The organism is Roseovarius sp. SK2, assembly GCF_028807495.1.
In the GTDB taxonomy this organism is placed as follows: Bacteria; Pseudomonadota; Alphaproteobacteria; order Rhodobacterales; family Rhodobacteraceae; genus Roseovarius; species Roseovarius confluentis.
Map to the genome: position 1 here is coordinate 238,974 of NZ_JARAMK010000005.1, position 25,067 is coordinate 264,040.

The 25,067-nt window shown below is 65.0% G+C and carries 33 protein-coding genes; 24 read left to right on the forward strand and 9 right to left on the reverse strand.

Annotation, left to right across the window (positions count from 1 at the left end):
* The first annotated feature begins 81 nt into the window (after nt 1–81).
* Nucleotides 82–591 (forward strand): DUF2937 family protein, encoded by a 510-nt coding sequence (locus PVV74_RS12350; RefSeq protein WP_274593406.1) that lies wholly within the window; start codon nt 82–84, stop codon nt 589–591.
* A 114-nt stretch (nt 592–705) separates the two neighbouring features.
* Here the strand turns inward: PVV74_RS12350 and PVV74_RS12355 are convergent, their stop codons facing one another.
* Nucleotides 706–2,028 carry a ferredoxin reductase family protein gene (locus PVV74_RS12355; protein ID WP_274593407.1) on the reverse strand — a complete coding sequence of 441 codons (1,323 nt, stop codon included), beginning with the start codon at nt 2,026–2,028 and terminating at the stop codon, nt 706–708.
* A gap of 128 nt (nt 2,029–2,156) precedes the next feature.
* Between PVV74_RS12355 and PVV74_RS12360 the strand changes: the two genes are divergently transcribed.
* Genes PVV74_RS12360 through PVV74_RS12370 form a run of 3 tightly spaced genes read left to right on the forward strand, consistent with a single transcriptional unit; the run spans nt 2,157 to nt 5,165 of the window.
* Complete coding sequence (locus PVV74_RS12360) at nt 2,157–3,470, forward strand: lipoprotein-releasing ABC transporter permease subunit (RefSeq protein WP_103763925.1); 1,314 nt, start codon at nt 2,157–2,159, stop codon at nt 3,468–3,470.
* On the forward strand, nt 3,463–4,146 hold the full coding sequence (locus tag PVV74_RS12365) for an ABC transporter ATP-binding protein (RefSeq protein ID WP_274593408.1): 684 nt from the start codon (nt 3,463–3,465) through the stop codon (nt 4,144–4,146). The genes PVV74_RS12360 and PVV74_RS12365 overlap by 8 nt, the downstream gene beginning before the upstream one ends.
* 35 nt (nt 4,147–4,181) lie before the next feature.
* Nucleotides 4,182–5,165, forward strand: a complete 984-nt coding sequence (locus PVV74_RS12370; RefSeq protein ID WP_274593409.1) for an Ldh family oxidoreductase — start codon at nt 4,182–4,184, stop codon at nt 5,163–5,165.
* On the opposite strand, the gene PVV74_RS12375 is transcribed toward PVV74_RS12370, so the two are convergent.
* Nucleotides 5,162–5,452: a hypothetical protein gene (locus PVV74_RS12375; protein ID WP_274593410.1), complete on the reverse strand. Its 291-nt coding sequence runs from the start codon at nt 5,450–5,452 to the stop codon at nt 5,162–5,164. The genes PVV74_RS12370 and PVV74_RS12375 overlap by 4 nt on opposite strands.
* Nucleotides 5,453–5,517: 65 nt before the next feature.
* On the reverse strand, nt 5,518–5,700 hold the full coding sequence (locus PVV74_RS12380) for a hypothetical protein (RefSeq protein WP_274593411.1): 183 nt from the start codon (nt 5,698–5,700) through the stop codon (nt 5,518–5,520).
* A gap of 160 nt (nt 5,701–5,860) precedes the next feature.
* Between PVV74_RS12380 and PVV74_RS12385 the strand changes: the two genes are divergently transcribed.
* The 8 genes from PVV74_RS12385 to PVV74_RS12420 all read left to right on the forward strand — a co-directional run bounded on the left by PVV74_RS12385 (nt 5,861) and on the right by PVV74_RS12420 (nt 11,312).
* Complete coding sequence (locus PVV74_RS12385; protein WP_274593412.1) at nt 5,861–6,511, forward strand: DUF3047 domain-containing protein; 651 nt, start codon at nt 5,861–5,863, stop codon at nt 6,509–6,511.
* Nucleotides 6,512–6,664: 153 nt separating this feature from the next.
* Complete coding sequence (locus tag PVV74_RS12390; protein WP_103763919.1) at nt 6,665–7,108, forward strand: c-type cytochrome; 444 nt, start codon at nt 6,665–6,667, stop codon at nt 7,106–7,108.
* A gap of 61 nt (nt 7,109–7,169) precedes the next feature.
* Nucleotides 7,170–7,568, forward strand: a complete 399-nt coding sequence (locus tag PVV74_RS12395; protein ID WP_103763918.1) for a DUF4864 domain-containing protein — start codon at nt 7,170–7,172, stop codon at nt 7,566–7,568.
* Nucleotides 7,569–7,667: 99 nt separating this feature from the next.
* A complete protein-coding gene (locus PVV74_RS12400) occupies nt 7,668–8,567 on the forward strand; it encodes a DMT family transporter (protein ID WP_274593413.1) in 900 nt (299 codons plus the stop codon).
* Nucleotides 8,568–8,633: 66 nt separating this feature from the next.
* Nucleotides 8,634–9,041 carry a universal stress protein gene (locus PVV74_RS12405; RefSeq protein WP_103764085.1) on the forward strand — a complete coding sequence of 136 codons (408 nt, stop codon included), beginning with the start codon at nt 8,634–8,636 and terminating at the stop codon, nt 9,039–9,041.
* Nucleotides 9,042–9,108: 67 nt separating this feature from the next.
* Complete coding sequence (locus PVV74_RS12410; RefSeq protein WP_152475150.1) at nt 9,109–9,336, forward strand: TFIIB-type zinc ribbon-containing protein; 228 nt, start codon at nt 9,109–9,111, stop codon at nt 9,334–9,336.
* 178 nt (nt 9,337–9,514) lie between these two features.
* Nucleotides 9,515–10,486 carry an SH3 domain-containing protein gene (locus tag PVV74_RS12415; protein WP_274593414.1) on the forward strand — a complete coding sequence of 324 codons (972 nt, stop codon included), beginning with the start codon at nt 9,515–9,517 and terminating at the stop codon, nt 10,484–10,486.
* A 76-nt stretch (nt 10,487–10,562) separates the two neighbouring features.
* Nucleotides 10,563–11,312, forward strand: a complete 750-nt coding sequence (locus tag PVV74_RS12420; RefSeq protein ID WP_274593415.1) for a hypothetical protein — start codon at nt 10,563–10,565, stop codon at nt 11,310–11,312.
* A gap of 58 nt (nt 11,313–11,370) precedes the next feature.
* Here the strand turns inward: PVV74_RS12420 and PVV74_RS12425 are convergent, their stop codons facing one another.
* Complete coding sequence (locus PVV74_RS12425) at nt 11,371–11,865, reverse strand: hypothetical protein (protein WP_103764084.1); 495 nt, start codon at nt 11,863–11,865, stop codon at nt 11,371–11,373.
* Between the two features lie 164 nt (nt 11,866–12,029).
* Here PVV74_RS12425 and PVV74_RS12430 point away from each other — a divergent pair, with 164 nt between their 5' ends.
* Both PVV74_RS12430 and PVV74_RS12435 read left to right on the forward strand, forming a co-directional pair.
* Entirely contained in the window at nt 12,030–12,731 is a 702-nt protein-coding gene (locus PVV74_RS12430) for a hypothetical protein (RefSeq protein WP_274593416.1), read from the forward strand.
* A gap of 40 nt (nt 12,732–12,771) precedes the next feature.
* The gene (locus PVV74_RS12435; RefSeq protein ID WP_274593417.1) at nt 12,772–13,089 is read left to right on the forward strand and encodes an antibiotic biosynthesis monooxygenase family protein; all 318 of its coding nucleotides are present in this window, start codon (nt 12,772–12,774) and stop codon (nt 13,087–13,089) included.
* 215 nt (nt 13,090–13,304) lie between these two features.
* Here PVV74_RS12435 and PVV74_RS12440 read toward each other — a convergent pair whose 3' ends face one another.
* Nucleotides 13,305–13,658 (reverse strand): hypothetical protein, encoded by a 354-nt coding sequence (locus PVV74_RS12440; RefSeq protein WP_274593418.1) that lies wholly within the window; start codon nt 13,656–13,658, stop codon nt 13,305–13,307.
* An 8-nt stretch (nt 13,659–13,666) separates the two neighbouring features.
* A complete protein-coding gene (gene uvrB / locus PVV74_RS12445; RefSeq protein ID WP_274593419.1) occupies nt 13,667–15,865 on the reverse strand; it encodes an excinuclease ABC subunit UvrB in 2,199 nt (732 codons plus the stop codon).
* A 224-nt stretch (nt 15,866–16,089) separates the two neighbouring features.
* On the opposite strand from uvrB, the gene PVV74_RS12450 reads away from it, so the two are divergent.
* The 9 genes from PVV74_RS12450 (at nt 16,090) to queF (ending at nt 22,671) form a co-directional block, all read left to right on the forward strand.
* Nucleotides 16,090–16,401 carry an ETC complex I subunit gene (locus PVV74_RS12450; RefSeq protein WP_103763909.1) on the forward strand — a complete coding sequence of 104 codons (312 nt, stop codon included), beginning with the start codon at nt 16,090–16,092 and terminating at the stop codon, nt 16,399–16,401.
* A gap of 195 nt (nt 16,402–16,596) precedes the next feature.
* On the forward strand, nt 16,597–17,496 hold the full coding sequence (gene ppk2, locus PVV74_RS12455; protein WP_274593427.1) for a polyphosphate kinase 2: 900 nt from the start codon (nt 16,597–16,599) through the stop codon (nt 17,494–17,496).
* Between the two features lie 127 nt (nt 17,497–17,623).
* The gene (locus tag PVV74_RS12460; RefSeq protein ID WP_274593420.1) at nt 17,624–18,262 is read left to right on the forward strand and encodes a DUF1007 family protein; all 639 of its coding nucleotides are present in this window, start codon (nt 17,624–17,626) and stop codon (nt 18,260–18,262) included.
* Nucleotides 18,247–19,161, forward strand: a complete 915-nt coding sequence (locus tag PVV74_RS12465; RefSeq protein ID WP_103763906.1) for a nickel/cobalt transporter — start codon at nt 18,247–18,249, stop codon at nt 19,159–19,161. The genes PVV74_RS12460 and PVV74_RS12465 overlap by 16 nt, the downstream gene beginning before the upstream one ends.
* 113 nt (nt 19,162–19,274) lie before the next feature.
* The gene (locus PVV74_RS12470; protein WP_274593421.1) at nt 19,275–20,372 is read left to right on the forward strand and encodes an MATE family efflux transporter; all 1,098 of its coding nucleotides are present in this window, start codon (nt 19,275–19,277) and stop codon (nt 20,370–20,372) included.
* A gap of 49 nt (nt 20,373–20,421) precedes the next feature.
* Nucleotides 20,422–21,114: a 7-cyano-7-deazaguanine synthase QueC gene (gene queC, locus PVV74_RS12475; protein ID WP_274593422.1), complete on the forward strand. Its 693-nt coding sequence runs from the start codon at nt 20,422–20,424 to the stop codon at nt 21,112–21,114.
* A complete protein-coding gene (locus PVV74_RS12480) occupies nt 21,114–21,470 on the forward strand; it encodes a 6-pyruvoyl trahydropterin synthase family protein (protein ID WP_103763903.1) in 357 nt (118 codons plus the stop codon). The genes queC and PVV74_RS12480 overlap by 1 nt, the downstream gene beginning before the upstream one ends.
* Nucleotides 21,449–22,195 carry a 7-carboxy-7-deazaguanine synthase QueE gene (gene queE, locus PVV74_RS12485; protein ID WP_103763902.1) on the forward strand — a complete coding sequence of 249 codons (747 nt, stop codon included), beginning with the start codon at nt 21,449–21,451 and terminating at the stop codon, nt 22,193–22,195. Before PVV74_RS12480 ends, queE begins: the two co-directional genes overlap by 22 nt.
* 11 nt (nt 22,196–22,206) lie before the next feature.
* Nucleotides 22,207–22,671, forward strand: a complete 465-nt coding sequence (gene queF / locus PVV74_RS12490) for a preQ(1) synthase (protein ID WP_103763901.1) — start codon at nt 22,207–22,209, stop codon at nt 22,669–22,671.
* 67 nt (nt 22,672–22,738) lie between these two features.
* On the opposite strand, the gene PVV74_RS12495 is transcribed toward queF, so the two are convergent.
* On the reverse strand, nt 22,739–23,002 hold the full coding sequence (locus tag PVV74_RS12495) for a glycine zipper 2TM domain-containing protein (protein WP_103763900.1): 264 nt from the start codon (nt 23,000–23,002) through the stop codon (nt 22,739–22,741).
* A gap of 295 nt (nt 23,003–23,297) precedes the next feature.
* Between PVV74_RS12495 and PVV74_RS12500 the strand changes: the two genes are divergently transcribed.
* Nucleotides 23,298–24,176 carry a DMT family transporter gene (locus PVV74_RS12500; protein ID WP_274593423.1) on the forward strand — a complete coding sequence of 293 codons (879 nt, stop codon included), beginning with the start codon at nt 23,298–23,300 and terminating at the stop codon, nt 24,174–24,176.
* A 49-nt stretch (nt 24,177–24,225) separates the two neighbouring features.
* Here PVV74_RS12500 and PVV74_RS12505 read toward each other — a convergent pair whose 3' ends face one another.
* Both PVV74_RS12505 and PVV74_RS12510 read right to left on the reverse strand, forming a co-directional pair.
* Nucleotides 24,226–24,765, reverse strand: a complete 540-nt coding sequence (locus PVV74_RS12505) for a hypothetical protein (RefSeq protein WP_274593424.1) — start codon at nt 24,763–24,765, stop codon at nt 24,226–24,228.
* Between the two features lie 114 nt (nt 24,766–24,879).
* The coding region (locus tag PVV74_RS12510) for a hypothetical protein (RefSeq protein ID WP_274593425.1) at nt 24,880–25,067 on the reverse strand (188 nt) is incomplete at its 5' end.

Consider the following 25,067-nt stretch of genomic DNA (forward strand, 5'->3'; position numbering starts at 1 on the left):
CACGGCAATCTTTATTTCTGGATTCGCGCGAAACGCGCTATACTTGTCTCAAAACAATAAAAGACAAAAAGAGGCAGAGCGATGATTACCAAGGGACTGGCCCTGGCGGGCGGGCTGTGCTGTGCGCTGGCCGCGTCGCAATTTACCGAGTTTTCGCAACAGTATAAGCAGCGTTTGTCGGGCGCCGTGGATGAATTGGCATGGGTGGTCGATCGGTTCGACTCCGATGCCGCGGCGCTTGGCCTGAGCCGCGACGCGGCGCTGAGTGACCTTGCGCGCGGCACCGCCATGGCGCAGGCGCGAAGCGAGAGCATGGGGCAGGTCCTGATCCGGCATGAGCGGTTGTCTGCCCATCTGGAGCATCTGCAGACGACCAATTCCGTCAGCGCGGCGCTGATCGGGTGGCAGTACCTGGACCCGGAGCTGGCGCGGAAGACATGGGGTGATTTCGAGCCTGCTGTGCCGGCGACGGTGGCGGGGGCGGGCTTTGGTCTTGGCGGGTTCCTGGCGGGGTATACGCTGATCGGGATGCTGCTGGGTGGATTGGGCCGGATGGTACGGCGCAGGCCGGAGGCGACACCGGCGGAGTAGGCCTGTCAGACAAGCCCGCGCAGGGCGAAGGCCGCGAGCGCAAGCGCGAGGAGGCCGACGATCAAGAAGACCGCGCGACGGATGCGGTTGCGTGTTGCTTTCGCGGAAGATCGATCATTCATAGACGAACTGCTCGGACAGGATGTTGCGGGGTGGAATGCCGAGGGCGATGAGGCTGTCTTCGACCACGCGCAGCATCACCGGCGGGCCACAGAGGACATAGAGCCAGTCACGCTGGTCCGGCGTGCCGAATTCCCGGCGCAGCATGTCGGGGGTGACATAGCCGGTTTCGCCGGTCCAGTCGGCGGGCGGCTCGGACAGGACATGGATGACCTTGGTGCCGTGGTCGCGTTCCAGCGCCTTCAGGTCCTTGGCGAAGGCGATCTGGCCGGCGTGACGGTTGCCATAGATCAGCGTGGTGGGCCGGGTGTCGCCGGTGGCGCGTAGCTGGCGCAGGATGCCGATGATCGGGGCCAGGCCGACGCCGCCAGCGATCAGCGCGATGCCTGTGGCCTTTTCCCGACCGTCGAGCGTGAGGTGGCCGTGGGGCGCCTCAAGCCAGGCGCGGGTGCCGGGGCGGAGGCGGTCGAGGGTGCCGGTGAAATCCCCAAGCTCCTTTATCAGGAACTGCACGTCGCCCCCGGCCGCGGGCGCGGAGCAGATCGAAAACGGGTTCTCGTTCAGCGAAAAGGCCGAATGCCCGACATTGAGCCAGGCGAACTGACCGGCGCGGTAGGGCAACGTGCCGTCGAAGTCGGGGGTGAGGGCGAGAACCCAGGTGCGATCGGCCTCATGCCGGATATCCGTGATGCGGAAGGGGCGGCGCAGGCGCAAAAGCGGCGCGATCAGGTAGACATAGAGGAGCGCCGCGACGGCCACGGTCAGCAGGCCGAGCCAGACCCAGGCCAGGAACGGCTCGGCGCTGTAGCGCCCGGCGCGCAGGGCGTGCAGCACGCCGAAGCCCGCAACGGCCAGAGCGGCAAGCCCATGCAGAAGACGCCAGTGCTGGTAGCGCAGGCCGGTGGCGTCACGTCCGATTGCCATGCCGACCAGACCGCCAAGCAGGAGCCAGGCCGCGATGCCGGGCCAGAGCGCATGCCAGGAGGTCTCGGCCACTGTTTGTCGGGTGACGTCCCAGACCGGCGCCTGTGCCCGGGGCGAGATGTACAGGAACGGGTGGAGCAGGGCGAAGACCAGCGCCGCGCGCGCCAGAAGCTGGTGACTGCGCATGACCACGTCGCTTCCGACCCGCGCGGTGACGGATCGGAAGCGTCCGAGCAGCAGGAATTCCAGCAGGATCATCGCGAGGGCGACGAGGCCAAGTCCGGTCGCCAGTTCGTCCAAGGCGGTGCGCGGCTCCAGCCCCTGCGCCCAGGCGAGTCCGAGGGGCAGGAGGCCCAGCAGAAGGTAGAAGCCGATCAGGGCACCGGCAGGCATGGTACGTTTCCCCCCTGTGTCTCTGCTGCATATATCGGCATGATTTGAAACCGATGTGAAGACGGGGTTGACCTTGACCGGGGCCACGATACACCGCAGGGACAACTGAATTACCCGGGGGTTCCATCGTGGCAGCACAGCCCAAGCCGTTTTCCGCCTTCGAGACGATGATCGCGTGGCGCTACCTGCGGGCCAAGCGGGCCGAGGGCGGGGTCAGCGTCATGACGTGGATCAGCCTTATTGGCATCACGCTGGCGGTCTTCGCGCTGATTGCGACGCTGGCGGTGCGCGCCGGGTTCCGGGCGGAGTTCGTGGATACGATCCTGGGGTCGAACGCGCATGTGACGGTTTACAGTGCCGGCACGGTGGACCAGCAGACGGGGCGGATCGACCGGCAGATCACCGATTACGAGGCGATGGCGGAGCGGTTGCGGCAGGTCGAGGGCGTCACGCGGGCGGCTCCGTTGATCAAGAATCAGGTTCTGGCCACCGTGGGCGACCGCAATGCGGGGGTCGAGGTGCGGGGGATCACGCTGGAGGATCTGAAGGGGTTGCCACGGATTGCAGACCCCGAGACCTCCCAGGGGAGTATTGAGGATTTCGCGCAGGACGCGGCCGAGACAGGGGTCTTTCCCATCGCCATCGGCTCCGGCGTGGCGAGTACGCTGGGGATCGGCGTGGGCGACAAGATCAGGGTGATCAACCCCACCGGCAACCGCACGGCGCTGGGCACCAGCCCTCGGGTGAATGCCTATGACGTGGTCTATGTGTTCAGCGCAGGGCGATATGATATCGACCGCGTCCGTGTCTATCTGCCGTTCGAGGAGGCGCAGAGTTTTTTCAACAGCGAGGGGAAGGCGGACGAGATCGAGGTGATGATCGAGGAACCCGAGCGTGTGAACGACATGTCGCTGGCCCTGCTGCGCGCCGCCGGGGAGAACACGCAGATCTGGACCTGGCGGGATTCCAGCAGCGGGTTCCTGCGGGCGCTGGAGGTGGAGGACAACGTGATGTTCATCATCCTGTCGATCCTCGTGCTGATCGCGGCGATGAACATCACCAGCGGCTTGATCATGCTGGTCAAGAACAAGGGGCGGGATATCGGCATCCTGCGCACCATGGGGCTGACCGAGGGGTCGGTGCTGCGCGTGTTCTTCATGTGCGGTGCTTTCATCGGGATCATCGGCACGGTGATGGGGACGGTGCTGGGGTGTCTCTTTGCCATCTATATCGACCAGATTTTCGCGGTGATCGACAGTTTCAGCGAGCAGCCGATCTGGACGCCCGACACGCGGGGGATCTATTTCCTGCCCGCCAAGCTGGAGTTCTGGGACGTGATGAGTGCCGTGGGCCTGTCGCTGTTCCTGAGCTTCGTGGTGACGATTTTCCCCGCCCGGCGGGCGGCACGGATGAACCCGGTGGAGGCGTTGCGTTATGAGTGAGGCGATGCTGAAGCTGGCGGGGGTCGAGAAGGCCTATAACAAGGGCAAGGCCAACGAGGTGAGTGTCCTGTCGGGCATCGACCTGACGATCGGCGCGGGCGAAATGGTGGCGCTGGTGGCGCCCTCGGGGGCGGGCAAGTCGACGCTGTTGCATATCGCGGGGTTGCTGGACACGGCCGACGCCGGCACGGTCGAGATCGGCGGAGAGGACATGGTGGGCCGGTCGGACCGGCGGCGCACCATCATGCGGCGGCAGGAGGTGGGTTTCGTCTATCAGTTTCACCACCTGTTGCCCGAGTTCACGGCGGAAGAGAACATCGTGCTGCCGCAGCTGGCCGATGGCATCAGCCGCAAGGTGGCCGAGGCGCGGGCGACCGAGTTGCTAAGCCAAGTGGGTATTGCCGACCGGGCGAAGCACCGGCCCAGTGCCATGTCGGGCGGCGAGCAGCAGCGGGTGGCGTTCTGCCGGGCGCTGGCCAATTCGCCGCGCCTGTTGCTGGCGGACGAGCCGACGGGGAACCTGGACCCCGGCACGTCGGACCAGGTGTTCGCGGCGCTGGTGGAACTGGTGCGGGGCACCGGGCTGGCCGCGCTGATCGCGACGCATAATCTGGAGCTTGCGGCGCGGATGGACCGGGTGGTCAAGCTGGAGAACGGGCGGATCGTGGTGGGGTGAAACCCCACCCTACGCAAGCGAAAACGGGGGATGCCATGCAGGTGACGTTGGGCGAGATCGAGACGACGGCGAAGGCGGCGCTGATGAAACATGGCGCCGAGCAGTGGATCGCGGGCGAGGTCGCCGCGGCGGTGCGCGAGGCGGAAGGCCTCGGTAACCGGATCTGCGGGCTTTATTACCTCGAAAGCTATTGCCAGCAGTTGCGGACGGGGCGCGTCAAGGGCGACGCGGTGCCTGAGGTGCGCAAGCCGCGGCCCGGCGTGGTCGAGGTGGATGCGAAATTCGGGTTTGCCCAGGCGGCGTTCTCGAAGGCGCTGCCGGAAGCGGTGAAGGCGGCGAAGGAGATGGGCACGATCAGCCTTGCTGTCTGTCATGCGCATACCTGCACCAGCCTGGGCTATTTCACGGCGCAGATCGCGCGGGCCGGGTTCATCGTGCTGGGCATGACCAACGCGACGCCGGTGGTGGCGCCGCCGGGAGGAAAATCCCGCGTGATCGGCACGAACCCGATTTCCTTTGCCGTGCCGGATGGCAAGGGCGGGGTGGCGATGCTGTTCGACCAATCCACGACCACGGTTGCGCTGGGCAAGATCACCATGGCCAAGGCGGCGGGCGAGACGATCCCCGAAGGCTGGGCCGTCGATGCGGACGGCAAGCCCACCACGGACCCGGAGGCGGCGCTGAAAGGCTCGCTGGTCAGCATGGGGGGCTACAAGGGTTGGGGGTTCGGCCTGATGGCGGAACTGTTGGCGGCGGGGATGACCGGCAGCCGGGCGGGCGTGGACCTTGGCCCGCTGAAAGCGCCCGAGGGCGACCCGCACGATATCGGAGATTTCTACCTGATCGTGGACCCCGATGTTTCGGGTGGCGCGTTCTTTGACCGGCTGACGCAGGTGTCGGGCGCAGTGCAGCGGGACGAGGGCGCGCGGATGCCGGGGCAGGCGCGCGCCGTGCAGGACCCGGTCAACGTCGACCCGGATGCGTGGGCGCTGGCGCAGCGGCTGGCGGGCGCGGATTAACCCGCGCAGGTGGCGCGCAGCATGTCCATTGCAGGCGCGCGCCGATCGTAGGAAGCCTCGAAAATCGCGCGGCTTTGCGACGGCGTGCAATCGGCCAGCCGGATGTTGCGGCCACGCTTGAGCGCCAGTGTCACGTCGTAGAGATCGTACTGGTCGAGGGTCGCGAAACTGGCGGCGCTGAAATGCGCGGGCACCAGGTCGGCCGGGTCGGGTTCGTCGAAATCCTGTGCGAAGGCGGTGCCGGCAAGGCTGGCGCAGAGGGCTGTCATGGTGAGGACGCGGTGCATCAAAAGGCTCCTGTTATCTGACACCAGAGATATAGGGCGCGGGCACCAGAAACAGAAGAGCGGTTTCAGTTTTCCGGGTGGCAAGGCTCGTTCGGAGCGGCGCGGGCGCCGGGTGGCGGCAGCCGATCCAGGGCCGGGTCGCAAGGCAGGGCGGCGCTGTGGGCGTCGGGCGCGGTGAGGGCCATCACGATCAGGCCGGTGCCGAGGCGCAGGGCGGGTTTCCAGGGGAAGGCGAAGGGTGGTGGCATGGGTGGCGTGTCCTTTGCTCTGTGACGGATGCAGATGGGTCGCCAGGGGGAACGGATTCGTTCAATCGAGATGCGCGGCGACTTGTGCTTCACGCATAGGTGACTGGCCCGTGTGGGCGGGGCGTCTAACTGCAAGGCAGACAACAGGGAGGTTATGATCATGCGTTTCGTTCTGCCGGTGGCCTTGGCCGCTATGACATCTTTTTCGGTTTCCGATGCCCATGCCGCGCAGGTATCATTTGACGGAAGCTGGAAGCATCAAAGGTTCTCGCTGTTCTCGGGCAACGACTATGCCCGCAGGGGCGGGGCGTTGGACGTGACCTCGGACGCCGCAGTGTCGCTGCTTTACCGCGAATTGCCCAAGAGCGCGTGGCAGGCCAGCGGGGCATCGTGGAACTGGCAGGTGTCGCAAAGCGTGCCGCCCACCAACCTGGCGCGCAAGGGTGGGGACGACCGCAACCTGGCGCTTTACTTCGTGTTCCTGCCGGAAGGCGCGGCCGAGCGTGCGCAGGGCAGCCGGGTGACGCGGCTGTTGTCGAACGAGGACGTGCGGGTGCTGGTCTATGTCTGGGGCGGTGACCACGCGCGCGGCGAGGTTCTGAACAGCCCCTATCTCGGTGCGCGGGGCAAGACGGTGGTGCTGCGCGGTGCGGGGACGGGCGAGGCGCGCGAGAGCGTGGACCTCAACGCCGATTTCCGCCGCGCCTTTGGCGGGCCGGCGACATCGCTGGTGGGACTGGCCGTGTCCGGCGACAGTGACGACACCGATAGTATGATCCGCGCGCGGATTTCGGGGTTGCAGGTGCGGTAGAGCCCTGCGCGCCAATACATCGCGCATCTGATCCAGATCAAGGCGCGGCGCGCGACCGGGGTGCAGAATGATTCCTGCGATGCCGTTCGAACCGCGCCGGAGCACAGATGCCGGTGGCCGGGGCGCGGCATCCCTGCACGCCCGGAGGAGCATATGAGAGCATTCAGCACGCATGAAGGATGGGCCGGACGCCCGCGGCTGATCGGGGCGGTTGCATGTCTGGCCTTGGGCGCGGGGCCGGTCCTGGCGGAAGGGGACGCCGGAGCCGGTGCCGCGCTTTATGCACAGCATTGCGTCAGCTGTCACGGACCCCGTGCCGATGGTCACGGGCCGATGCGCGAGGTGCTGCTGGTGCAGCCCTCGGACCTGACAACGCTGACCGCCCGCCATGGCGGCACTTTCCCGGTGGAGCGCGTGGCGCAGAGGATCGACGGGCGCGACCCGCTGGTGTCGCACGGGTCCAGCATGCCGGTCTACGGCGATTTCTTTGACACGACGCGCCAGATCGCGGTGCGCACGGGGGCTGGACAGCCGGTGATGGTGTCGCAACCGGTTGCGGATCTGGTGGTGTTTTTGCAGTCGCTGCAGGAGCAGTAGCCGGCACGGCATTTGATGCGCGGGCAGGACGGGCTATCATCCCTCTCAGAGGAGTGTATTGATGACCCGTTTTCTTTCTTTTCTTGTAGTGATCTTCCTTTTGGCCATGCCGGCGCGTGCCGACGACGCTGCGCGTCAGGTTATCTCGGACCAGCTTGACGCGTTTCAGCAGGACGATTTCGACAGCGCCTTCACCCATGCCAGCCCGATGATCCAGGGCATCTTCGGCTCGCCCGAGCGGTTCGGGCAGATGGTGCGCAACGGCTATCCGATGGTCTGGCGCCCGGCCGAAGTGGAATTCCTGGGTGAGCGGGACAAGGGCGATGCACTGGTTCAGGACGTGCTGATCCGCGGTGCGGACGGCGTGTATTACGAGCTGGAATACGAGATGATCCAGGGGCCAGGCGGCTGGAAGATCAACGGTGTGCAATTGAAGCGCACCGGCGACGGCGTGGCCTGACGCCGCGGCTTGCCGGACGGCTGGCCGGACTGACCTGACGCGCGGTATTTGCCGCAAGAAACGGGTCGTCCGGACAAGGGTGTCATGCGACCAACGGGCATGAGCGACAGCCCGTCCATATCCCCATCCTCCGCCCTGATGCTGCTGGCGCTGGCCGCCGTCTGGGGCGGGTCGTTCTTTTTCGCGGAAATTGCGCTGACCGAGGTTCCGCCGCTGACCATCACGCTGCATCGGGTCGTCTGGGCGGTGCCGATCCTGCTGGTGGTCGTGCGAATGCTGGGGCTGCAGGTGCCAAGGGAGTCAAGGACCTGGGGCGCCTATCTTGTGATGGGGGCGCTGAACAACGCGCTCCCGTTCTCATTGATCTTCTGGGCGCAGGTGGCGATCCAGAGCGGGCTGGCCTCGATCCTGAATGGGACGACGGCGGTGTTCGGTGCGGTGGTGGCGGGGCTGCTGTTGCGCGACGAGCCGCTGGTGCCGCGCAAGATCGTGGGCGCCTTGCTGGGCCTGGCGGGCGTGGCGGCGATCATGGGGCCGGACCTGCTGCGCGGTGTGGACCTGCGCAACCTTGCACAGCTTGCGGTGTTGGGCGCGGCGCTGAGCTATGCGCTGGCGAGTGTCTGGGCCAAGCGGGCGCTGGCGGGGCAGGCGCCCCAGATGAACGCGCTGGGGATGCTGATCGGATCGAGCCTGCTGATGCTGCCCGTGGCGCTGTGGGTGGACGGGGTGCCGCGGTTCGACCTTTCGATGCATGTCTGGGCGGCTCTGGTGTCGCTGGCGGCGCTGTCGACGGCGCTGGCCTACCTGCTTTACTTTGCCATCCTGCGGCGCGCGGGCGCGGCGAACCTGATGCTGGTGACGCTGATGATCCCGCCCTTTGCGGCGGGGCTTGGCGCGGCGTTCCTGGGCGAGCGACTAAGCGCGGAGGCGTGGATCGGATTCGGCCTGATCGCGCTGGGGCTGCTGGTGACGGACGGGCGCGTGTTGCGCCGGGGGTGATCCATGTCAAGGTGGGCGGGGGCGCGGCTGTGGGACAATGGCGTGTCCAAAGAGGAGGAGACCGTCATGTATACCCATATCCTTGTGCCTGTGTCCTTTGACGAAGATCGCGATGCGGCAGGCGCGATGCACGTGGCCGAAGTGCTGGCCGAGCACAGCGCGAAGATCACGCTGTTTCACGTCATCGAGCAGATCCCGAGCTATGCCGCGACCTATCTGCCCGGCGGTTACGTGAAAGAACGCAAGATCGCGATTCAGGCGGAGCTGGACAGCGCAGCCTCGGGCCTGGAGCACGCCGCCGGCGTGGTGGTGGATGGCCATTCGGGGCGCACCATCGTGGACTATGCCGACAGCCACAAGGTCGATTGCATCGTGATCGCGGGGCACCGCCCGGGGATGCAGGACCTGCTGCTGGGATCGACCGCGCAATACGTTGTGCGGCATGCCGCCTGCGCGGTGCATGTCCTGCGCTGAGGCTTGAGAAACCGGCGGGCGATGCCCATCTGGAATGCAATGAACAGGATTACAGGAGGACTGCCCGATGAAATGTCCGGTTGACGGAGAAACGCTGGTGATCACCGACCGCGCCGGTGTCGAGATCGACTATTGCCCGCAATGCCGTGGGGTGTGGCTTGACCGTGGCGAGCTGGACAAGATCATCGAGCGGACCACGCCCGAGGCGCCGGATGCCCGCGTCTGGCAGGCCGACAGCCGCCCGCAGAAGAAGAAAAAGCGCGGCGGGTTCCTGGAAGAGCTGTTCGACTTCTGAGGCTGCCCCGGGATCTGTCGTTTTGACCGACGGTTCTTTCTTGGGCTGCTGGCGTCAGGAATGTGCTATGCTGGGCTTGCCCGCGGTTCGGCGGGCAGGCCCATTTCTTTAAACAAGCGAGTTTTCATTAGTTATCGGGGCCTTTGACTGAACAGCTACAGTTCAAGGGAGACCACTGATGAACGCGAGAGCATTTTTCCTGACAATGGCGATTGCTTGTGGGGCGCCTGCCGCTTTGGTGGCGCAGGATGACACGCGGACGGAAACGGTCCGCTTCGACGCGGGCACCAGCGGCACGACGATCACCGACAGCATCACCGGCTATGAAAGCGTGCTTTACACGTTGGGTGCAGAGGCCGGGCAGCGGATGCAGGTCAGATTGGAGCCGACGAACCTGGCCACCTATTTCAACGTCTACGCCCCCGGAAAGGGGCCGGGCGACGAGGCAATTGCCAATGCCGGGACGATGGGCGAGATGGTGCCCGATCTGAACCGGTTCGACGGGGTGCTGCCTGCATCCGGGACCTACACGATCTCGGTCTACATGATGCGCAGCGCGGCACGGCGCGAGGAAGTGTCTGACTACGAGCTTTCCATCAGCATCGAGGGCGCGACCGGTGACACGGTACAGAACGACTATGCCGACGGGCTGCAGGGCGGGCCGGATTTTTACCGCGTGGCGACGTCGGGCGGCGGTGTGCTGAATCTGCGCGAAGCTCCGTCGGGCGGCGCGGCCGTGGTGACGACGCTGAACAACGGGCAGAACGTCCGCAACCTGGGCTGCCGGATGGAAGAAGCGCGGCGCTGGTGCCGGGTGGCGACACTGGCCGATCCGGGTTTTGAGGGCTGGGCCGCAGGAGACTACCTTGTGGAAGGCAGCAACGACCCGTCGGCAGGGACGACCGGGACGGCGAGCGGCTCGGACGCAGCGGCCTCCGATATGCCAAGCGCCGCCGAGCAGGCCTGTCTGCAGGCTGTGACCGAGGAGACCAACAATCCTGACGTGGTCCTGCTGAGTTCGAGTTTTTCCGAGGCGGGCACGGAGGTGATCGTGGGCGTGGGGCCGGGGCAGGCGCCGTGGCAGTGCATTGCCTATCGCGACGGGTCCACCACGCGGCCCATGTCACTGACCGACGAGGGGTCGCTCTGAGCGAGGGAGCCGGCGGGTGAAAGGCCTAGAAACTCTGACGCGCGCTTTGTAGGGTCCGTCGCAGGAGGGCCGTTGCATGCACAAGATCATCGCGCTTTGGGCGCATCCGCGGTCGATGTCCACGGCGACGGAACGGATCATGCGCGAACGCGGCGACCTGGACGTGCTGCACGAGCCGTTCATGTACGACTATTACGTGGGCCAGGGCCGGGATTTTCCGGGGTTCGAGCCGGTGCCGGGGCATCCGACCACTTATGAGGGCATCTGCGACATGTTGCAGGAGCGGGCCGAGGCTGGCCCGGTGTTTTTCAAGGACATGGCGTTTTACGTGGTGCCGCGGATGCTGGAGGACGCGCGGATGCTGCGCCGGATCACCCATGTTTTCCTGGTCCGTCCGCCGGTGGCGTCGCTGCTGAGTTATCACAAGCTGGATCCGGACTTCACGCTGGAGAACGTCGGGCTGGAGGCGCAATGGCGGCTGTACCAGGCGGCCGAGGCCGAAGGGCTGTCGCCCGTGGTAATCGAGGCAGAGGCGGTGCGGGCCGACCCCAAGGGCATCATGCGCGCGCTTTGGGCGCGGATCGGGCTGGAGTGGACCGAGGCCGCGTTCGACTGGCAGGCCCCGCCCGAGGATTGGGAGCATGTCAGCGCGTGGCACGAAGAAGCGCGCACGTCCTCGGGCATCCGCACGGCGGACCCGGAGGAAATGCTGCGCAAGGAGATTGAATTCGACGCGCTGGTCGAGAAGGCGCCGCATCTGCTGGACTACCTGCGGCACCACGCGCCCTTTTTCCAGAAATTGTCGGAACGCGCGCTGCGCGTCTGAACGAAATCGCCCGCCCCGGCGAAGCGGGACGGGCGAAGACCGTTAGGGATTTGGTCGCTTACTGCATCTTCTCGGCGATGTTGTTGGCGAAGGCGCCGACCATCGCGTTGTAGAACTCCATGCTGCCGGGGGCGAGCAGCATGATGTCGGCGTCCGCCGGAAGCAGAACCGCGGCCTGCTCGGCGTTGACGGTCAGGCTGTAGGCTTCGTCATACTGGTCGCCGGGCCGTTCGATGACCACGTCGCCGGAAATCTTCGAGTCGGCCAGGTCGGCGACGTTCTCGAAGGACGAGGCCAGCTCGACCGAGGTGATGTCGATCATGATCTGGGCGCCGTCTTCGCCCTCGGCGGCGATCTGGTCGGCCAGCTGCACGGCCAGAGTACTTTTCAGGTCGGCGGGCAGGTTGGCCCAGACATTGGCGGCGGTGGCGTTCTGGATGGAGCTCAGGTCGGCCTCGACGGAAATGTCCGAGACAGCGGTTTCAGCTGCGGTCGCGGCGAGCGGCAGGGAAAGCAGGGCTGCCAGCGCGGTGGTTCTGAGAAACGATTTCATCATTCTACTCCTTTTCTGCGAACGCCGGATGGCCCCGTGGCGCATCCCTCGTGGCGTTCGGCGATACAACCGCGTCGTGGGCATGGTGGTTCCCGGCAGGTTTTGGAAATCGGCGGAAACGTGCCATGATGACCCGGCGCGACGCTTGAAAAGAAGGGGGTTGGATGCAGCGGCTTGGGGCGATTTTCTTGGCCTTGGCGGGCCTTTCGGGCTGTGCCGAGGTGGATTTCGAGAGCGCCCGGGCGGGGGAATTCGACGGCGCGGTGTCGGTCTATTGGCTGGAACAGAGCACTGCGGGCTCGGGCAGCGGCGGGCGGTTCGTCTATGTGCCGGTGCCGGGATTCGAGTTGCGTTTCATCCGTCCCGAGGGGAGCGTGCCGGCCGTCATCGCGCCCGGCGTGATGTATACCGATGGCGGGTCGATCCCGCGCGTGGCGCAGGCGTTCCGGGGGTTTTCGCCCTGGAGTTACGGACCGGTCTATATCGTGCATGACTGGCTTTTCGCCGCGCGACGCTGCGTGCAGGACCCGGAGGCGACGCCGGAACAGCTGAAGACTCGCGACATGGCGTTCCAGGAAACGGTCGATATTTTCGTCGAGACGTTGAAGACGCTGGAGCGTGACCGGCGGATCGTGGCGCGGGATTTCAGCCAGGACACGGTGGCGAGCGCCATCGCGGGGCCGATCTCGCGCAACCTGTGGGCCCGAACGGACGCCTGTGACGAGAACCGGCTGTCGCCGAGGGACCAGGCGGTGGTGGACCGGATCCTGCAGCAGCAGAAGACGCTGCGGACCGCACGCGTACCGGGGCAGGAACAGGTGATCGAGGGCGTGCGGGTGCGACTGGTGGATACGATCTCGTTTTGAGGCGGTGCTGTGCTAGGCTCGAGCAGAGGAGGAATCGCCCATGTTGAAGATCGAGGCCGGGGCCACGTGCCAGACTGTCGTCACCACGTTCGAATGCTCGCCGGGCACCTGCGCGGATTTGCTGGAGGCGCTGGAGGCGGCCTATGCGGAGTTCATTTCGAAACAGACCGGGTTCATCGCCGCCGCGCTGCATGTGAACGACGCGCAGACGCGGATCGCCAATTACTCGCAATGGCAGCGGCGGGAGGATTTCCAGGCGATGCTGCGCAGTGAGGAGATGCGGAAGCGGAACAGGGCGTTCGCGGCCATGTGCTCGCGGTTCGAGCCGGTGATGTACGAGGTGGCGGGGGTGTTTTGAGGGGTCTTCGGAAGACCCGGCCCGAATAGCACCGAAGGTGCCGGGCCAGCGCCGACCCGCCCCCGGGGCGGCGCTTGGGTGAGGTAAGCGCATCGACCCGAACGCGGGCGGATGTGGCGGGGATAAAGTGAGCGGACCAGCCGTCGGATGCGCCACCCCGCGGGTCGGCGCTGGCCCGGCAAGCTGGTCTAATTTACTTGACCTAGGGCGCCGGGTTAAACGCTAACGACCAACACAAATGCGCCTAAGAGGAATGCAGTTAGTGACAGCAAGATGGCTATGAGCCCGCCGTACATGAAGCTGTCTGCTGTCTTGTAGTCTGCATCTTGACCTTGCTGAACGCGGTCGACGTATCGCGTGGAAAGAAAGGCAAGTATCCAAGTACTCGCGGCGAAAAGCACTCCGAATGAATAGATGAGCAGAGTAACTGCTACAACTCCCGCTTCTAACAATCCCGCTAGTGCTGAAAACTGGCTGAGTACAGCGACCGCCGCTCCGCCGTTAACTGCAAGAGCGGCAGTAATTGCACCCTTTGCGTAAGCCTGAGAGATCTCTCTGTAGTCTGTCATTAGCCACTCTATCTCTTCTTCCGCTTCACATTCCCACCCCGCTGCCCCGGGCGACCCGCCGTCGACCGGCCCTGTGACTTCGTGGCGGCGTCCGACGCGGCCTCGACCGCCGATTGACGCGCGAGGGGGTCGTCGTGGACGGCGAGGTCGACGGCCTCGAGGCGTTTGACCTCGTCGCGCAGGCGGGCGGCCTCTTCGAATTCAAGGTTCTCGGCCGCCTTGCGCATCTCGGTGCGCAAGCCGTCCAGATGGGCCTGCAGGTTGGCGCCGACGAGGGGCTTGTCGACCTTGGCCGTGACGCGGTTCATGTCGACGTCGCCCTTGTAGAGGCCTTGCAGGATGTCCTCGACGTTTTTCCTGATTGTCTCGGGGGTTATGCCGTGTTCTTCATTATAGGCGATCTGCTTTTCGCGGCGGCGGTTGGTCTCGCCGATGGCGCGTTCCATGCTGCCCGTCATGCGGTCGGCATACATGATCACGCGGCCCTCGGCATTGCGCGCGGCGCGGCCGATGGTCTGGATCAGCGAGGTCTCGGAGCGCAGGAAGCCTTCCTTGTCCGCGTCCAGAATGGCGACGAGGCCGCATTCGGGGATATCCAGCCCTTCGCGCAAGAGGTTGATGCCGATCAGAACGTCGAAGGCACCGAGGCGCAGGTCACGAAGAATCTCAATTCTTTCAATGGTATCGATGTCGGAGTGCATGTAGCGCACGCGGATGCCCTGTTCGTGCAGGTACTCGGTCAGGTCCTCGGCCATGCGCTTGGTGAGGGTGGTCACCAGCGTGCGGTAGCCAGCCTCGGACACGCGGCGCACCTCGTCCAGCAGGTCGTCGACCTGCATCTCGACCGGGCGGATCTCGACCTGAGGGTCCAGGAGGCCGGTGGGGCGGATCACCTGTTCGGTGAAGACGCCGCCCGTTTGCTCGATCTCCCACTTGGCCGGGGTGGCGGAGACGAAGACGGATTGGGGGCGCATGGCGTCCCATTCTTCGAACTTCAGCGGGCGGTTGTCCATGCAGCTGGGCAGGCGGAAGCCGTGTTCGGCCAGGGTGAATTTGCGCCGGTAGTCGCCCTTGTACATGCCGCCGATCTGGGGGACGGAGACGTGGGATTCGTCCGCGAAAACAATCGCATTGTCGGGAATGAACTCGAACAGCGTGGGGGGCGGCTCGCCCGGGGCGCGGCCCGTCAGGTAGCGCGAGTAGTTCTCGATGCCGTTGCAGACGCCCGTGGCTTCCAGCATTTCGAGGTCGAAATTGGTGCGTTGTTCCAGCCGCTGTGCCTCGAGCAGTTTGCCTTCGCCGACAAGCTGATCGAGGCGGGTGCGCAGTTCTTTCTTGATGCCGATGATGGCCTGTTGCATCGTCGGCTTGGGCGTCACGTAGTGCGAGTTTGCATAGACGCGGATCTGGTCGAAGCTGTCGGTTTTCTCACCCGTCAGGGGATCGAATTCCGTAATGGATTCAAGTTCTTTCCCGAAGAAGCTCAACTTCCATGCGCGGTCCTCCAGGTGGGCGGGGAAGATCTCGAGGCTGTCACCGCGTACGCGGAATGAACCACGCTGGAACGCCTGGTCGTTGCGGCGGTATTGCTGGGCGACAAGGTCGGCCATGACGGCGCGCTGGTCGTAGTCGGAGCCCACTTTCAGATCTTGTGTCATGGCGCCGTAGGTCTCGACCGACCCGATGCCGTAGATGCAGGAGACCGAGGCCACGATGATCACGTCGTCGCGTTCCAGAAGCGCGCGGGTGGCCGAGTGGCGCATCCGGTCGATCTGTTCGTTGATCTGGGATTCCTTCTCGATATAGGTGTCCGAGCGCGGCACGTAGGCCTCGGGCTGGTAGTAGTCGTAGTAGCTGACGAAATACTCGACCGCGTTGTTGGGAAAGAAATTCTTGAACTCGCCGTAAAGCTGGGCCGCCAGCGTCTTGTTGGGGGCCAGAATGATGGCGGGACGCTGGGTTTCCTCGATCACCGATGCCATGGTGTAGGTCTTGCCGGTGCCGGTGGCGCCGAGCAGGACCTGGTCCCGCTCGCCGTCGTTGACGCCCGAGGACAGCTCGGCAATTGCCGTGGGCTGGTCGCCGGCGGGCGAGAACTCGGTCACCATCTCGAACCGCTTGCCGCCCTCGAGCTTTTCGCGCGCCTTCACGTCGGGTGCGGGCGCGTGCATCAGGGCGGTGGACTTGTCGGAATGGGCGTAGGGCATGGGGGCGATTCCTTGAAACTTGCCCCAGACTTGATGCCTGCGAGCCCAAGTTCAAGGCGGGCGGGCGATGGTGCCTGGAATGGTGACGGGATTTGTCAGGAGGTGCGCGTGGGGATTTGAGTATTTTTGGCAAGAAAAAGCCGCGGGGCGCGCGCAAATGGCCTCTTGTGACAGTGGGGCCGCTTGGGGTAATCGGGAGGACAAGACCAGATCGGAGACGTATCATGCCAGCACGTATCTACCAGCCCGCGCGGACAGCCACCCAATCGGGGCAGGCCAAAACCAACACCTGGGTGCTGGAGCATGTCAACGAGACCGGGCGCGACGTGGATCCATTGATGGGCTGGACCAGTTCGTCGGACACGCAGGCGCAGGTGCGGTTGCGTTTTTCTAGCAAGGAGGCGGCGCTGGACTATGCCAAGGAGCACGGCATCGACGTGGTCGTGGCAGAGCCGCACAAGCGCAAGCCCAACATCCGGAGGGGCGGCTATGGCGAGAATTTCGCCACCAACCGCCGGGGCGCCTGGACCCACTGAGCCCATTGCATCGGGCGCGCGGGATGGCGGGCCGGTGCCGTGGGTGCAGAGCTTTGCCTCTGCCGCGGGGCAGTTCGATGCGGCGCTCTTGCCCGCGCGAGCTTGACAGGGATCAAGGTGCCGGATGGCAGAGGGCGGTATACTTCGCTTGATTTGATTGAGCGAAGGAGATGCGCGATGGCTGTCGTGGAACAGATGAACGCCAAGGCCCGTGGTAACGGGACGGCGGAGAGCGGGCAGGACAGCGTGACCGCGTTTCGCCGCGCCTTCGAGGCGGGCGAGTATCCCTACGAGGAGAAGATGAGCCGCGACGCCTACGAGGCGGAGAAGGCACCGTTGCAGGCCGAGTTGTTGAAAGTGCAGCACTGGGCGCAGGAGGCCGAGCAGAAATTCGTGCTGCTGTTCGAGGGGCGCGATGCGGCGGGCAAGGGGGGCACGATCAAGCGGTTCACCGAGCATCTGAACCCGCGGCAGGCCCGCGTGGTGGCGTTGAACAAACCCACCTGGGAAGAGCAGGGGCAGTGGTATTTCCAGAGGTATATCAACGAATTGCCGACTGTGGGCGAAATGGTGTTCTATGACCGGTCGTGGTACAACCGGGCCGGCGTGGAGCGGGTGATGGGCTTTTGCCAGCCGCATGAATACCTGGAGTTCATGCGCCAGACGCCCGAGTTGGAGCGGATGCTGACGCGGTCGGGCATTCGGCTGTACAAGTACTGGTTCTCGGTCACGCAGGAGGAGCAGAAGCGGCGGTTCGACAGCCGCGCCACGGACCCGCTGAAGCAGTGGAAGCTGAGCCCGATCGACAAGCAGAGCCTTGGCAAGTGGGATGACTACACCGAGGCGAAGGAGGCGATGTTCTTCTACACCGACACTGCCGATGCGCCTTGGACCGTCGTCAAGTCGAACGACAAGAAGCGTGCGCGGTTGAATTGCATGCGGCATTTGCTGGCCTCGCTGGACTATCCGGGCAAGGACGAGGAGATCGTGCAAAGGCCTGACCCGCTGATCGTGTCGACGGCGCAGCATGTGTTGCACGGCACGGATCATATTCTGGGCAAGTCGCTGCATCCCGACACGCGCAAGGGGTCTTGAGGCGCGCGACGGCCGCGGCCATTTCCTGCGCAGGAAATGGGCCGGAAAATGCGCATTTTCCGGTGGCGCGCGATGGCCGGTGCAGGGGCTCTTGCCGTGGGGGCGGCGAGGGCCTAGACCTTGCGGCATGTGGCGCTGCCTGACCTTTCTCTGTGGCCTGATTGCCGCGCCGATGGCGCAGGCGCATCCGCATGTCTTTGTGGATGTGACGCTTGCCCTGGAGACCGATGCGGAGGGGCGCGTTGACGGGGTCGAGGTGACGTGGGTCTATGATCCACTATTCACCATGCTGGTGTTGAGTGACCGGGGGCTGGATGCGGATGCGGATCTGAGCCTGACGGAGGAGGAAAAGGCCCTGTTGCTGGGCTTTGACCTGCAGGACTGGCCCGAGGGCTTTGACGGCGCGTTGTTTGCCTATGACGAGGACGGAGCAGTGGCGCTGGGTCCGGCGGAGGCGCTGTCGGTGGGGATGCAGGATGGGGCGCTGGTGACGCGGCATCGCAGGCCGGTTGCGGCGCGGGAGATCGGTGCGGGCGAGGTGCTGCGGCTGAAGCCTTATGATCCCTATTACTATGCCGCGCTGAGCCTGGTGGGCATAGACGGCCTGCCAGACGGCTGCACGGCGCGGATCGTGCCGCCGGACACGGATGCCGCCGATGCGCGGGTGGCCGAAATGGGCAACAGCAACGACGAGCTGTTCTTTGAAGAGGCGAAGGTGGGTGTCCACTATGCCTTTACCGCCGAGGTGACATGCGCGGGATCGTGACGGCGCTTGGTCTTGTCGTGGTGGCGCTGGCGGTCTGGCTGTGGGGCTTTGGCGGGGCAGGTGCCGTGCAGGCCTGGGCGCTGGAGGGTCAGCGCGAGGTGCAGCAGGCGATGGCGGGCTATTTGCAGAAGTTGCGGGCCGGGGAGGCCGGGGCGTTGATGGGCCTGTGGGGGATCTGCTTTGCCTACGGGTTTTTTCACGCGGCGGGGCCGGGGCATGGGAAGCTGTTGATCGGCGGGTACGGCGTGGGTCGCGCGGTGCCGGTCAAGCGGCTGGTGGGCCTGGCGCTGGCGTCGAGCCTGGCGCAGGCGGCGGCGGCGGTGCTGCTGGTCTATGCGGGACTTTACGCGCTGGGGCTGGGGCGCGAGGCCGTGACGGGGCTGGCCGATCGGACACTGGCGGCGGTGAGCTATGGCGCGATTGCGCTGGTGGGCGTGTGGCTGGTGCTGCGCGGGGCGATGAAGCTGTGGCGGGCGAGGGGCCACGGCCACGGGCATCACCACGACCATTCCCACGATCACGGTGACGGCGTCTGTTCGACCTGCGGGCATCGACACGGGCCGAGCGTGGAGGAAGCGGCCAATGTGCATGGCTGGCGGGAGGCGGCTGCGTTGGTGGGCGCGGTGGCGATCCGGCCCTGTACCGGGGCGCTGTTCCTGCTGATCCTGACATGGCGCTTCGGGATCGACCTGGCGGGCATTGCCGGCGCCTTCATCATGGGGCTGGGCACGGCGAGCGTGACCATGGTTGTGGCCGTGGCTGCCGTCAGCTTGCGGACAGGCGTGTTGGCGCGGCTGGCCACGGGAGGGGCGGGCGCAAGGGCGCTGCCGGTGATCGAGATGGCCGCCGGGGCGCTGATCGCCGTGGTGTCGTTGCAACTGGTGGCGGCGGTGCTGTAGGCGACGCTGCGCCATGAGTATTTCTGGCAAGAAAAAGCGAGGCTGTGTACGAGGTTGTGCGGGCCAGTCGAAAGGGGTTTTGCGGACGCGGGAAAGCCTCTATGGGCTGGGGTATGACCGATGTGACGACATATCGTGCACACGCCCGGGCGGCGCTGAATCTGGGGCTGCCGCTCGTGGGCAGCCACCTTGCGCAATTGGCGATCACGCTGACGGACGCGCTGATGCTCGGCTGGTACTCGGTCGAGGCGCTGGCGGCGGAGGTGCTGGGGGGCACGCTCTTTTTCGTTCTGTTCACGCAAGTGGTTCTTTGGGTCACGGTGGCGGCGGTTGGGCTGAACGTGGTGGTGAACTACGCACTGATCTTCGGAAACTGGGGCGCGCCGGAGATGGGGGTGCGCGGGGCCGCCGTGGCGTCGCTGGTGGTGACGAGCGCGAGCTTCGTGGCGCTGGCGGTTTATGCGGCCAAGGTGACGCCCGAGCACGCATTGTTCCGCCGCGTCTGGCGGCCGGATTGGGAGGCGTTCGGGCAGGTGTTCCGGCTGGGCTGGCCCATCGGGATGACCAGCCTTGCGGAGGTGAGCTTGTTCGCCGCCTCGACGGTGATGATGGGCTGGCTGGGGACGATCGCACTGGCCGCGCACGGGATCGCGCTGCAGGTCAGTTCGGTCACGTTCATGGTGCATCTGGGGCTGAGCAACGCGGCGACGATCCGGGCGGGCAACGCGTTCGGGCGCGGTGACGGGCCGGGACTGCGGGACGGGGCGAAGGTGGTCTTGGCGCTGTCGGGCGTCTTTGCGGCGGTGACGGTGGTGCTGTTCCTGACGCTGCCGGAGCCGATGATCGCGGCGTTCCTGAACCCTGATGAGCCGGAGCGCGACGCGGTGGTCGCCGTGGGCGTGGGCCTGTTGGCGGCGGCGGCCCTGTTTCAGCTGGTGGACGCGGCGCAGGTGATGGCCTTGGGCCTGTTGCGCGGCGTGCAGGACACGCGGGTGCCGATGCTGATCGCCGTCGTCAGCTATTGGATCGTGGGCGTGCCGGTAAGTTACGCGATGGGGTTCTGGCTGGATTGGGGCGGTGTGGGCATCTGGCTGGGGCTGGCCGTGGGGCTGGCGCTGGCAGGCGTGTTCCTGATGTGGCGCTTCTGGTGGTGGTCGGGCCGGAACGTGGCGGCGCGGGTCTTGCAAGAGAGCCGCGAAACCGCTAGGTGAACGCCCTGCGGTCGCAGCCTACCCGCGTTAAAAAACAAGGACCAAATCAATGGATACGATCGTGATCTGCTCTGGCGGGCTTGATTCCGTGTCGCTTGCCCACAAGGTGGCGGGCGAGGGGACGCTGCGGGGGCTGTTGTCTTTCGACTATGGCCAGCGGCATGTGAAGGAAGTGGCATATGCCGCGGCCTGTGCCAAGCGGCTGGGCGTGCCGCACAAGGTGGTGGACATCTCGGGCGTGGGCGCGGCGCTGGGTGGCTCGGCCCTGACCGATGACGTGGACGTGCCGGACGGGCATTACGCGGAAGAGACGATGAAGATCACCATCGTGCCGAACCGCAACGCGATCATGCTGGCCATCGCCTTTGGCATGGCCGCCGCCGAGAAGGCCGAGGCGGTGGCGGCCGCCGTGCATGGCGGAGATCATTTCATCTACCCTGACTGCCGGCCCGGGTTCGTCGAGGCGTTCCAGGCGATGCAGGATCAGGCGCTGGAGGGCGTGGCCGAGGTGCAGCTGTACACGCCGTTCCTGACGGGGTCGAAGGCGGATATCGTTGCCGAGGGCGCGCGCTGGAACACGCCATTTGTCGAGACATGGTCGTGCTACAAGGGCGGCGACGTGCATTGCGGGCGCTGTGGCACCTGCGTGGAGCGGCGCGAGGCGTTTCACTTGGCGGGTGTCCCGGACCCGACCGCCTACGCGGATGAGACCTTCTGGAAAGCGGCGACGGGGGTGGCGTGATGTATACGATCACCAAGGAGTTTCACTTCTCGGCCAGTCACCAGTTGCACGGGTTGCCCGAGGACCATCAATGCGCGCGGCTGCACGGGCATAACTATGTGGTCGTTATCGAGCTTCGCGCCGCCGAGTTGAACGGGCATGGGTTCGTGCGGGATTACCTCGATCTGGCGGAGTTCAAGCGGTACGTTGATGAGACGCTGGATCATCGGCACCTGAATGATGTGCTGGGAGATGATTGTGTGACCGCCGAGCGGTTGGCGAAGCATTTCCATGACTGGTGCCATGCGCGGTGGCCCGAGGTGGCGGCGGCAAAGGTCAGCGAGACGCCGAAGACATGGGCGGAGTATCGGCCGTGAGCGAGAAGCACCTCATCCGTGTCTCCGAGATTTTCGGGCCGACGATCCAGGGCGAGGGGGCTTTGATCGGCCAGCCGACGGTGTTCGTGCGCACGGGTGGCTGCGATTTCCGCTGTTCGTGGTGCGACAGCATGCACGCGGTGGACAATGACTATCGCGATACTTGGAAGGCAATGACGCCCGAGGCGATCATGGAAGAAGTGGCGCGCCTGGCAGGGGGCAAGCCGATCCTGATCACGCTCTCGGGGGGCAACCCGGCGATTCAGCCGATGGCGGACCTGATCCGGCTTGGCCAGGAACAGGGCTGTTATTTCGCCATGGAAACCCAAGGGTCGGTCGTGCGCGGTTGGTTCGAGGCGCTGGACATGCTGGTGCTGTCGCCCAAGCCGCCGTCGAGCGGGATGCCGACCGACTGGGGGCTGGTGGCGGAATGCGTCGAGGCGGGCCAGGGCACGCAGACCATCCTGAAGCTCGTAGTGTTCGACGAGGCGGATTTTGCCTATGCGCGCGAGGCCGCGGCGATGTTTCCGCAACTGCCCGTCTACCTGCAGCCGGGCAACCATACGCCGCCGCCGCCCGATGACGACACGGCCCAAGTCGACCGCGACGGGCTGGAAGCGCGGATGCGCTGGCTGGTGGACAGGGTGACCGAAGAAAAGTGGTATGACGCGCGGGTGCTGCCGCAATTGCACGTGACCCTGTGGGGCAACATGCGCGGGGTCTGACGGAGGACGGAATGGCGGACAATATCTACAAGGATCTCAAGCAGCTGGGCGGCGAAACGAAAGTGCCGCAAAGCCCCGAAGAGGCCGAACTGGAGCGGGTCGAGAACCCGCAGACGGATGTGGCCTATAACGTGCGGTTCACCGCACCGGAATTCACATCGCTATGCCCGATGACCGGTCAGCCGGATTTCGCGCATCTGGTGATCGACTATGTTCCGGGCAAGTGGCTGGTGGAAAGCAAGTCGCTTAAGCTTTTCCTCACAAGTTTCCGTAATCACGGGGCTTTTCACGAGGACTGCACCATTTCGATCGCGCGACGTCTGGTGGATTATCTGGAACCGCAATGGCTGCGGATCGGGGGATACTGGTATCCGCGTGGGGGTATCCCGATCGACGTCTTTTGGCAGACCGGTGAGATACCGGCCGGTGTCTGGGTGCCGGATCAGGGCGTGCCACCGTATCGCGGGCGGGGCTGAAACGCAAAGCCCCAGAGTCTTCGTGCGAAGACTCTGGGGCTCGAAAATTCGAAAAACTTTCCGATGCTTAGCAGGGGCGCGTCACATAACCGCCACGGCCGTCCGCATAGGCGCATTGGTCGGTGCGCTGGTTCCGCGCGATAAGCGCGCCTGCAGCGGCGCCGCCAGCTGCGGTCACAACGGTCCAGCCGAGATTTGCGTCAAAGGCCTGGGCGGCAACGGCGCCTGCGCCTGCGCCGATCAGGGCGCCCTGTTCCTCCTCGGTCAGTGTGTCACATGCAGTGACGGTCAGGGCGGCGGCGGTAGCAAGTGCTGTGATGTGTTTTTTCATGAGTCCTCTTCCTTTTGCTGTACCTCCAACGACTTTAGAGCCCAAGAGTTCCACGTCAGGTCACATGATTTTTCATCCGCGTAAATCTGCGTAAGTGGCAGGGCTGTCGGCGGAAATACGCTTCCCTACATCAGGGTGGTGTAATCAGGATACCTTTTGGTCTGAAGCTCTCGGCAGCCATGGCGCAGAGGGCGGACCGGAACCCGCACACAGACTTGCGGGCAAAAAGGGCTGTTGCTCGGGGCGCCGTCGGCCCATAACAGCGACGGATCAGCCGAAGGACCTGCGCCCTTTCATGTCATCAGACCGCCCCGTCTGGCTACGGCTTGCACCGTTCATCTTTCTCTTGCTGTGGTCGGGAGGCTATGGCGTGGCGAAGGTCGGGCTGGTCTATGCCGCGCCGATGACGATCCTGGCGCTGCGTTTTGGGTTGGTGGTGGTGGCGATGGCGGTACTTTGGGCCGTGCTGCGTCCGCCTTTGCCGCAAAGCCGCGCGGAATGGGGACATCTGGCCATTGTCGGCCTACTGATCCAATCGGTTTATTTCGGTATGTCGTACTGCGCGCTGGAAGCGGGTGTCGCGGTGGGGACGTTGGCGCTTTTGATGACGCTGCAGCCGATCCTGGTGGCGCTGATCGCGCCGCGCTGGACAGGCGAGCGCGCGGGGTTGAAGCAGTGGTCCGGCTTGATCCTGGGGCTTGTCGGGGCTGGCATGGTGATCGGAGCACGCTCGGCGGTGGAGCCGCCCAGCCTCATGGGGTTCGTCTTTGCGATGATCGGACTTGGGGGCATCGTCACCGCGTCGCTTTGGGAAAAGCGGTTCGGGCTGCGACACCACCCGGTGACCTCGAACCTTGTCGGTTATGCCGCCGGGCTATTGGGGATCCTGCCGTTGCTGGCGCTGCAGGAGAATCTGTCGATCAACTGGAGCTGGCCGTTCGTCGGCGTGCTGTTCTACCTGGTGGTGGGCAATTCGCTGCTGGCGGTGGGGCTGCTCCTGGCGATGATCCGGGTGGGTGACGTCGCCAAGGTATCGGCGCTTTTCTTCCTGGTGCCGCCGCTGGCCGCGGTGATCGCGTGGGTCATGCTGGGCGAGGTGATGCCTCCCCTGGCCTGGGGCGGCATGGCGCTGGCCGGTGTCGGCGTGGTGCTGGCGACGCGCAAGGCGGCATAGCGGCGGCAATGCGCGGGGTGGGAGGCGCGTGCGACCCTGTTGCGTCACGTCACTCTACGATGAAAACGCCACGGGCCTCTTTTGGCGGGGCGGAATGATCCTTGACCAGAAACGGGTATTCGCCCTTGCGCATCGGGTGAAAGCTGAACCGGGCACCGCCCTTGCCGTCGCACTGGATCGCGCGGAAGCTGAGGCCCTGGGCGTAGAACTCCATTTCGCTTTCGAGGACCGACAGAACGCGGATATGTGCGTTTTCCATCAGCTGAGGGGACTCGAAATGAAAGCCGGTCTCGGGCGTGACTGCCTGCGGGCAGATAACGTTGAGCCGGTAGTAGCCGCCATGGGCCAGCCGGAATTCGGATTGCGAAATCGCGACGCCGCCGTCGGCATCGCGAGTCATCTCCAGGTGGATGTCGTTGGGCTTGCCTTCGCCAAGCTGGCCCGAGACGGGTTGTTCGGCCAGCGCGGGTGTCGCGGCAAGGACGGCGGCAGAGATAAGGGCGCGGATGGGATGTGCGATGAGGGATCCTCCGGTGGATGTTTCGAGAATGGGAAGTAGTTCCGCTGTGGCGATTTTCCAGTTGCGCATTTCGAGAGGGCGTCCTCTGAAGGAGGCAAAGGCGACAGGGCAGGAAAAAGGGCCGGCACCTTCGGCACCGGCCCCGTGGCGTGGTGAGTCGGGCAGGATGCCCACCCTACGAGGTCAGCTCTTGTTCATCCTGTTGTCGATGAGGTCGTCGACGACGGAGGGGTCTGCGAGTGTGGAGGTGTCGCCGAGGGCGCCGTAGTCGTCCTCGGCGATCTTGCGCAGGATGCGGCGCATGATCTTGCCGGAGCGGGTTTTCGGCAGGCCGGGGGCCCATTGGATCAGGTCGGGCTTGGCGATCGGGC

What these genes read in the sequence shown, in the direction of transcription:
- PVV74_RS12350 (WP_274593406.1), top strand. Translation starts at nt 82, where the DNA reads ATGATTACCAAGGGACTGGCCCTGGCGGGCGGGCTGTGCTGTGCGCTG.
- PVV74_RS12355 (WP_274593407.1), bottom strand. Translation starts at nt 2,028, where the DNA reads ATGCCTGCCGGTGCCCTGATCGGCTTCTACCTTCTGCTGGGCCTCCTG.
- PVV74_RS12365 (WP_274593408.1), top strand. Translation starts at nt 3,463, where the DNA reads ATGAGTGAGGCGATGCTGAAGCTGGCGGGGGTCGAGAAGGCCTATAAC.
- PVV74_RS12370 (WP_274593409.1), top strand. Translation starts at nt 4,182, where the DNA reads ATGCAGGTGACGTTGGGCGAGATCGAGACGACGGCGAAGGCGGCGCTG.
- PVV74_RS12375 (WP_274593410.1), bottom strand. Translation starts at nt 5,452, where the DNA reads ATGCACCGCGTCCTCACCATGACAGCCCTCTGCGCCAGCCTTGCCGGC.
- PVV74_RS12380 (WP_274593411.1), bottom strand. Translation starts at nt 5,700, where the DNA reads ATGCCACCACCCTTCGCCTTCCCCTGGAAACCCGCCCTGCGCCTCGGC.
- PVV74_RS12385 (WP_274593412.1), top strand. Translation starts at nt 5,861, where the DNA reads ATGCGTTTCGTTCTGCCGGTGGCCTTGGCCGCTATGACATCTTTTTCG.
- PVV74_RS12390 (WP_103763919.1), top strand. Translation starts at nt 6,665, where the DNA reads ATGAGAGCATTCAGCACGCATGAAGGATGGGCCGGACGCCCGCGGCTG.
- PVV74_RS12395 (WP_103763918.1), top strand. Translation starts at nt 7,170, where the DNA reads ATGACCCGTTTTCTTTCTTTTCTTGTAGTGATCTTCCTTTTGGCCATG.
- PVV74_RS12400 (WP_274593413.1), top strand. Translation starts at nt 7,668, where the DNA reads ATGAGCGACAGCCCGTCCATATCCCCATCCTCCGCCCTGATGCTGCTG.
- PVV74_RS12405 (WP_103764085.1), top strand. Translation starts at nt 8,634, where the DNA reads ATGTATACCCATATCCTTGTGCCTGTGTCCTTTGACGAAGATCGCGAT.
- PVV74_RS12410 (WP_152475150.1), top strand. Translation starts at nt 9,109, where the DNA reads ATGAAATGTCCGGTTGACGGAGAAACGCTGGTGATCACCGACCGCGCC.
- PVV74_RS12415 (WP_274593414.1), top strand. Translation starts at nt 9,515, where the DNA reads ATGAACGCGAGAGCATTTTTCCTGACAATGGCGATTGCTTGTGGGGCG.
- PVV74_RS12420 (WP_274593415.1), top strand. Translation starts at nt 10,563, where the DNA reads ATGCACAAGATCATCGCGCTTTGGGCGCATCCGCGGTCGATGTCCACG.
- PVV74_RS12425 (WP_103764084.1), bottom strand. Translation starts at nt 11,865, where the DNA reads ATGAAATCGTTTCTCAGAACCACCGCGCTGGCAGCCCTGCTTTCCCTG.
- PVV74_RS12430 (WP_274593416.1), top strand. Translation starts at nt 12,030, where the DNA reads ATGCAGCGGCTTGGGGCGATTTTCTTGGCCTTGGCGGGCCTTTCGGGC.
- PVV74_RS12435 (WP_274593417.1), top strand. Translation starts at nt 12,772, where the DNA reads ATGTTGAAGATCGAGGCCGGGGCCACGTGCCAGACTGTCGTCACCACG.
- PVV74_RS12440 (WP_274593418.1), bottom strand. Translation starts at nt 13,658, where the DNA reads ATGACAGACTACAGAGAGATCTCTCAGGCTTACGCAAAGGGTGCAATT.
- uvrB (WP_274593419.1), bottom strand. Translation starts at nt 15,865, where the DNA reads ATGCCCTACGCCCATTCCGACAAGTCCACCGCCCTGATGCACGCGCCC.
- PVV74_RS12450 (WP_103763909.1), top strand. Translation starts at nt 16,090, where the DNA reads ATGCCAGCACGTATCTACCAGCCCGCGCGGACAGCCACCCAATCGGGG.
- ppk2 (WP_274593427.1), top strand. Translation starts at nt 16,597, where the DNA reads ATGAACGCCAAGGCCCGTGGTAACGGGACGGCGGAGAGCGGGCAGGAC.
- PVV74_RS12460 (WP_274593420.1), top strand. Translation starts at nt 17,624, where the DNA reads ATGTGGCGCTGCCTGACCTTTCTCTGTGGCCTGATTGCCGCGCCGATG.
- PVV74_RS12465 (WP_103763906.1), top strand. Translation starts at nt 18,247, where the DNA reads ATGCGCGGGATCGTGACGGCGCTTGGTCTTGTCGTGGTGGCGCTGGCG.
- PVV74_RS12470 (WP_274593421.1), top strand. Translation starts at nt 19,275, where the DNA reads ATGACCGATGTGACGACATATCGTGCACACGCCCGGGCGGCGCTGAAT.
- queC (WP_274593422.1), top strand. Translation starts at nt 20,422, where the DNA reads ATGGATACGATCGTGATCTGCTCTGGCGGGCTTGATTCCGTGTCGCTT.
- PVV74_RS12480 (WP_103763903.1), top strand. Translation starts at nt 21,114, where the DNA reads ATGTATACGATCACCAAGGAGTTTCACTTCTCGGCCAGTCACCAGTTG.
- queE (WP_103763902.1), top strand. Translation starts at nt 21,449, where the DNA reads ATGGGCGGAGTATCGGCCGTGAGCGAGAAGCACCTCATCCGTGTCTCC.
- queF (WP_103763901.1), top strand. Translation starts at nt 22,207, where the DNA reads ATGGCGGACAATATCTACAAGGATCTCAAGCAGCTGGGCGGCGAAACG.
- PVV74_RS12495 (WP_103763900.1), bottom strand. Translation starts at nt 23,002, where the DNA reads ATGAAAAAACACATCACAGCACTTGCTACCGCCGCCGCCCTGACCGTC.
- PVV74_RS12500 (WP_274593423.1), top strand. Translation starts at nt 23,298, where the DNA reads ATGTCATCAGACCGCCCCGTCTGGCTACGGCTTGCACCGTTCATCTTT.
- PVV74_RS12505 (WP_274593424.1), bottom strand. Translation starts at nt 24,765, where the DNA reads ATGCGCAACTGGAAAATCGCCACAGCGGAACTACTTCCCATTCTCGAA.